General features: G+C 72.2%; 4 protein-coding genes. 3 read left to right on the top strand and 1 reads right to left on the bottom strand.

All coding sequences use genetic code 11. The features are described from left to right. Positions 1 to 666 precede the first annotated feature (666 nt). Positions 667 to 1,497 (top strand): SAM-dependent methyltransferase, encoded by an 831-nt coding sequence (locus tag PV721_RS40415; RefSeq protein WP_319733425.1) that lies wholly within the window; start codon positions 667 to 669, stop codon positions 1,495 to 1,497. Positions 1,498 to 1,619: 122 nt separating this feature from the next. Continuing rightward, positions 1,620 to 3,761, top strand: a complete 2,142-nt coding sequence (locus PV721_RS40410) for a putative bifunctional diguanylate cyclase/phosphodiesterase (RefSeq protein WP_319733423.1) — start codon at positions 1,620 to 1,622, stop codon at positions 3,759 to 3,761. 128 nt (positions 3,762 to 3,889) lie between these two features. Here the strand turns inward: PV721_RS40410 and PV721_RS40405 are convergent, their stop codons facing one another. Next, positions 3,890 to 4,957: an FAD-dependent monooxygenase gene (locus tag PV721_RS40405; protein ID WP_319733421.1), complete on the bottom strand. Its 1,068-nt coding sequence runs from the start codon at positions 4,955 to 4,957 to the stop codon at positions 3,890 to 3,892. A gap of 106 nt (positions 4,958 to 5,063) precedes the next feature. Between PV721_RS40405 and PV721_RS40400 the strand changes: the two genes are divergently transcribed. Then, positions 5,064 to 5,771, top strand: coding sequence for a TetR/AcrR family transcriptional regulator (locus PV721_RS40400; protein ID WP_319733419.1), 708 nt, complete (start codon positions 5,064 to 5,066; stop codon positions 5,769 to 5,771). The last annotated feature ends 27 nt before the right edge of the window (positions 5,772 to 5,798 follow it).

Here is a 5,798-nt window from a genome sequence, read left to right as displayed (position 1 = left end):
GCTTCGGCGGACACGGCGGGGGAGGCGGCGGCGGGCAGTGGGGACCGCCGTGACGGCCCCCGCCGTGGTCCCCGCCGCGGCCTCCGCCGTCATTCCTTCCGTGGTCCCTCTCGGGGTCCCTGCCGTGGCGGGAGCCGCGGTGGTCACCGTGATGTCCGCCACCCGAGCCGCCTCCGCGGCCGCCTCCGCCGGCCGCCGCGACCAGCGTGGTGGCGGTCGCGGCGTCGCCGGAGCAGGTCGTCGCGTAGGCGCAGCTATCAGCCACGGCCGGCGTGGCGGACAGGGCCGCCCACAGCAGGACCGGGACCGCCAGCAAGCGCTGGGCACAGGCTCTGTTCACCCGGGGAGCATGGGCCCGCGCGCGCCCGCGCACGCGAGGCTCGGCCCCGGTTCGCCTGAACGGGTGGTGCGAAGAGCCGAGAGGTTTGAGCCATCGCGGGCCGGTCCTGCAGCGAGTCCGATCACCCATCGGTCAATTCCCAAAAGGGATTTGTCGGTATCGATCATTCGCCCCGCGGGGCATGCCGGGCGCCTTTGGTGTGTGACGAAGAACGGATCGCCAATTTCCGCTTTTGCTCGCCCTGTTGGGCAATGATCAGTACATTCGGCTCGGACAGGAGTCCGACCTCGGACGGACCGCCGCAGGAACAACGCTTGGAGACCCCGATGGAGCGCCCCGCCTGGGCCCCGCCAGGCATCGACATATCGGTGCCGAGCGTGTCCCGCATCTACGATTACTACCTGGGCGGGTCCCACAATTTCGAGGTCGACCGCCAGGCGGCCCGCCGCGCCATGGAATTCATGCCGGGGCTGCCCAAGATCATGCAGGCGAACCGGGCATTCATGCGCCGCGCCGTCCGGCACGCCGTCGCCGAGGGCGTCACGCAGTTCCTCGACATCGGCTCCGGCATCCCCACCTTCGGCAATGTCCACGAGGTCGCCCAGGCCGCCAGCCCCGAGGCGCGCGTGGTCTACGTCGACCACGACCCGGTGGCCGTCGCGCACAGCCGGGCCGTCCTCGAAGGGGACGACCGCACCGGCATCGTCACCGCAGACCTGCGCAAGCCGAAGGAGATCCTGGCCGCCCCCGAGGTCGGCCGGCTGCTCGACCTCGAACGCCCGGTCGCCCTGCTGCTCGTCGCCGTCCTGCACTTCCTGGAGGACTCGGACGACCCGTACGCCGCCGTCGCCGGACTGCGCGACGCCCTGGCCCCCGGCAGCCTGCTGATCCTCACGCACGCCTCGTACGAGGGGATCCCGCTCACGGAGGAGGTCGCGGGCGGCGTCGTCGACGTCTACCGGGACATCCGCAACCCGCTCGTCATGCGCACCGGGGAGCAGATCGCCGACTTCTTCGACGGCTTCGAGCTGCTGGAGCCCGGCCTGGTCGCCATGCCCGACTGGCGGCCGGACGGACCCGGCAGCGAGGCGGAGGGCGAGACGCCGGAGGACCCGTACGCCTTTTCCGGCTTCGGCGGAGTGGGACGCAAGGCGTGAGACTTCCGGCACAGACCGCGGGCGCGCCGGACGCCGCCGTGGCGCCCGCCCTCGTACCGGCCGCGGTACCGACCGCAGCGCCGGCACCGGCCGCTGCCGCCGCCGCGGCCCCTCACGGCGGCATCGAGGACCGGATCGCCCGCTTCGCGACCATCTGGGGCCGGGCGATCTTCCCCGTCACGGCCACCTCGCTGACCCGCACCGAGTTCGAGCGGCACCTGGTGCCGCTCACCCGGACGCTCACCGAGGCCCTGCACGCCCGGCCCTTCGACGCCGCGGTCGGCCAGCGCGTGGGCGCGGAACTCGTCGCCGTGCACTGCACCGACCCGGAGGCCCTGGCCGGCACCCTCGGCGTGGTCGAGTCGTACCTGGTGCTCTACTGCGGCCCGGAGGGACCCGAGGGCTCCGGCGCGGAGGGCACCGAGGAGTACCGGTCGCGCTGCGCCCGGCTCCAGCACGGCATCGCGGCGGGATACGCCCGGGCCCTGCGCGAGCGCACCCTCCGGGAGCAGGAGGCCATCGCCCGCTCCGCGCTGACCGCCCGCACCGACGCCCAGCAGGCCCTGCACGCGAGCGAGGAGCGCTTCCGGGCCGTCTTCGAGGGCGCGGCCGTCGGCATCGGCATCGCCGACCTCGACGGGAACGTGCTGGAGGTCAACGACACGCTCCTGCAGATGTTCGGCGGCCTGGAGGGCCACGTCCGCAGCCGCAACGTCAGCGAGTGGGGCCACCCCGACGACACCCCGCACGTCTGGCGGATGTACGGGGAGCTGGTGCGCGGCGAGCGCGAGAGCTACCGCGTGGAGAAGCCGTACTACCGGCACGACGGAACCGTCCTGTGGACCAACCTCACGGTCTCGCTGCTGCGCGACGCGGACGGCAAGCCGCAGTACCAGCTGGCGCTGATGGAGGACACCACCGAACGCCGGCTGCTGAACCTGCGCCTGCGCTACGAGGCCACCCACGACGCCCTCACCGGACTGCCCAACCGGACGCTTTTCTTCGAACGGCTCGAAAAGGCCCTCGGCGGAGCCGGCGGCAGCCGCTACGGCCTGTGCTACCTGGACCTCGACGGCTTCAAGGCGGTCAACGACAGCCTCGGCCACTCGGCGGGTGACCGGCTGCTGGTGGAGGTCGCCGACCGGCTGCAGAGCTGCGCGACCGGCCCCGGCGAGGTCGTCGCCCGTCTCGGCGGCGACGAGTTCGTCGCCCTGACCACCGGCCCCGACACCGAGGAGAAGGTGACCGACCTCGCCGTCCGCATCCTCTCCGCCCTGTCCACGCCGATCCGGCTGGAGGGCCGGGAGCTGACGGTCCGGGGCAGCATCGGGATCGTCGAGGGCCGGGCCAAGGAGCGCACCCCGGCAGAGGTGCTGCGCAGCGCCGACATCACCATGTACCGGGCCAAGGCGGCCGGCGGCAACCGCTTCGAGTTCGCCGACGCCGAGGCCGACGCCCGCGCGATCACCCGCCACGGGCTGACCAACGCCCTGCCGGCGGCACTGGAACGCGGCGAGTTCTTCATCGAGTACCAGCCGCTGGTCCACATGCGCGACGGCAGCGTGCGCGGGGCGGAGGCCCTGGTGCGCTGGTCACACCCGCAGTACGGGGTGCTCGGCCCGGACCGCTTCATCCCCCTCGCCGAACGGACCGGGCTGATCGTGCCGCTCGGCCGCTGGGTGCTGGAGGAGTCCGTCCGCCAGGCCCGGATCTGGCAGTGCCAGAACGGCGGCGCGGCCCTGCGGGTCAACGTCAACCTCTCGCCGACCCAGCTGCACCACCCGGGCCTGGTCGCCGACACCGTCGCGGTGCTGGAGAAGTCCGGGCTCGCCCCGGGCGCCTTGTGCCTGGAGGTCACCGAATCCGCCCTGATAGGGGCCGACGACGAACTCCTGGAACCGCTGCGCCGGCTCGCCGCCCTGGGGGTCGACATCGCGCTCGACGACTTCGGCACCGGCTACTCGAACCTCGCCAATCTGCGCCGCCTGCCGGTCAGCGTCCTCAAGCTCGACCGCTCCTTCACCCAGGGGATGCAGCAGCAGCCCGCCAACCCGGTCGACGTCAAGATCGTGGAGGGGATCGTCGCCCTCGCCCACAGCCTCGAACTCGCCGTCACCGTCGAGGGCGTGGAGACCGGCGCCCAGGCCGCCCAGCTGCGCGCCCTCGGCTGCGACACCGCCCAGGGCTGGTACTACGCCCGGCCCGGAGCCCCGGACCGCATCCACGCCCTCTCCCTCTCGGACGCGGTGCCCACGCCTTCCTGACGTCACCTACCCCGGACCACCTGAGCCCGAGCCGGAGCCTGATCCTGAGGCCGCTCTGGAGCTTCGGCCCGTGCTGGAGCCTGAGCCGGAGACGGCCCGGGCGGCCTCCGGCGGCCCTGCCCCGCCGGTCAGTCCAGGCCGGCCTCCGTCCCGCGGCCGGGTGTCCGGACGGCCTCCAGGACCCGCTCGTACCGCCGGGCCGTGTCGGCCAGGACCTCGGCAGCCACGGGCAGCCGCTGCGCCTCGTACCCGTCGAGCACCTCCTCCCCGGTCGGTCCGCTGAGAGCGGCGGCCAGCGTCCGGCCGAGGGCGGCGGCGTCCTGGATACCGGTGTTCATTCCCAGCCCGCCGGCTATGGGGTGCACGTGCGCGGCGTCGCCGGCGAGGAAGACCCGGCCCTCCCGCATCCGCGTGGCCATGCGGACGTTGACCCGCCAGCTGGAGAGCCAGGTGGGATCCGCGAGCCGGACCCCGGGCATCCGGGCGTGCCGGTCGAACAGCCGCTGGAAGCTCTCCAGCGAGGGCGGCAGCAGTTCGCCGTGCTCGTCCTGCTCGGGCGAGGCCTGCAGCTGGAAGGCGTCCGTCCCCGGCATGGGGCAGAGCAGTATCCCGGCGCCTTCCGAGGTGAACCACTGGTGCCAGACGTCCCGGCTGAGACCGGGTGCCCTGACGTCCCCGAGCACCATCGCGGGCTCGGCTTCCGCACTTCCCTCGAAGGGGATGCCGAGGAGCTTGCGGGTGGTGCTGTGCCCGCCGTCGCACCCCGCGAGATAGCGGGCTCCGATCACGGTGGAGTCCGCGAGCTCGGCGCTGACCCCGTCCGCGTCCTGGGTGAGTGCGGCAAGAGAGGACCCCCATTCGACCCGCACGCCCAGCTCGGCGAGCCGGTCGCGCAGCGCCTCCTCGATCTGCCACTGCCCGATCAGTAAGCCGGCGTCGATGAGGGTGTCCTCGACGTGTGCTCCGTCGAAGTACTTGCGCAGGACCACCTTGCTGTTGCCGGTGGAGATGAGCGGCTCGGCCGCGCCGAGTTCCCGGAAGATCTCGAGGCTGCTCGGCTGTAGTCCCTTGCCGCGGGATTCGCGGTGGGGTGCGGGCCGCTGGTCGATGACGCGCACGGCGTTTCCGCGCAGCGCGAGATCGCAGGCCAGTGTCAGTCCTGTGGGGCCGGAGCCCACGATCAGTACGTCGGTCATCGGATGTCCTCTCCTCGTCGATGTCTCAAGGAAAGCGGACCTTGCCCGAAAAAGCAACCCGGTTAAAAAAATAACTTGGTCACCAATTCGTGCTACGCTGTGAGACATGGAGAACACGACAGGTCTGCGCGAGAGCAAGAAGCTCCGTACGCGTCGCCAGCTGGCGGCGACGGCGCTGGAGCTCTTCCTGGAGCGGGGCTTCGACGCCGTGTCGGTGGCGGACGTCGCCGCCGCGGCCGAGGTCTCCAAGCCCACCCTCTTCCGCTACTTCCCGAGCAAGGAGGACCTGCTCCTCGACCGGTTCGCCGACCACCAGGACGAGGCGGCCCGCATCGTGCGGGAGCGGCCCGCCGGCCACACGCCGGTGGGTGCGCTGCATGCCCATTTCCTGGCGGCCCTCGCCGACCGGGACCCGATCACAGGGCTGTGCGACCACCCCGGGGTGCTCGCCTTCCAGCGGTTGCTCTACGGCACGGCCAGCCTGCAGGCCCGGCTCGGCCACTACACCGACCGGGAGGTGGAGCTGCTCGCCGCCGTGCTCGAGGCGGAGTCGGTCCCGCCGCTCCAGGCCCGGCTGGCGGCGATCCACCTGGTGGCCGTCCGCCACGAGCTCGGCCGGGAGAACTGGCGGCGGATCGACGCCGGCCGGAGCGCCGACCAGGCCCACCCGGCCGCCGTGGCCGATGCCGAACAGGCCTTCGGGATGCTGGCCGACGGCCTCGACAAGGCCCTGCCGATAGCCGTGGCCGCGCCCCCGGCCCCGAGCCGGTCTCTTATATCCATCTTACCTCGCCGCCGCCGTAAAAGGGTATAAATCGGGGGTTGCTCGTCCCCTAAAAAA

The sequence above is a fragment of the Streptomyces sp. MB09-01 genome (assembly GCF_033794505.1).
Classification (GTDB): Bacteria; Actinomycetota; Actinomycetes; order Streptomycetales; family Streptomycetaceae; genus Streptomyces.
This window is presented reverse-complemented; position numbering and strand designations above follow the sequence as displayed.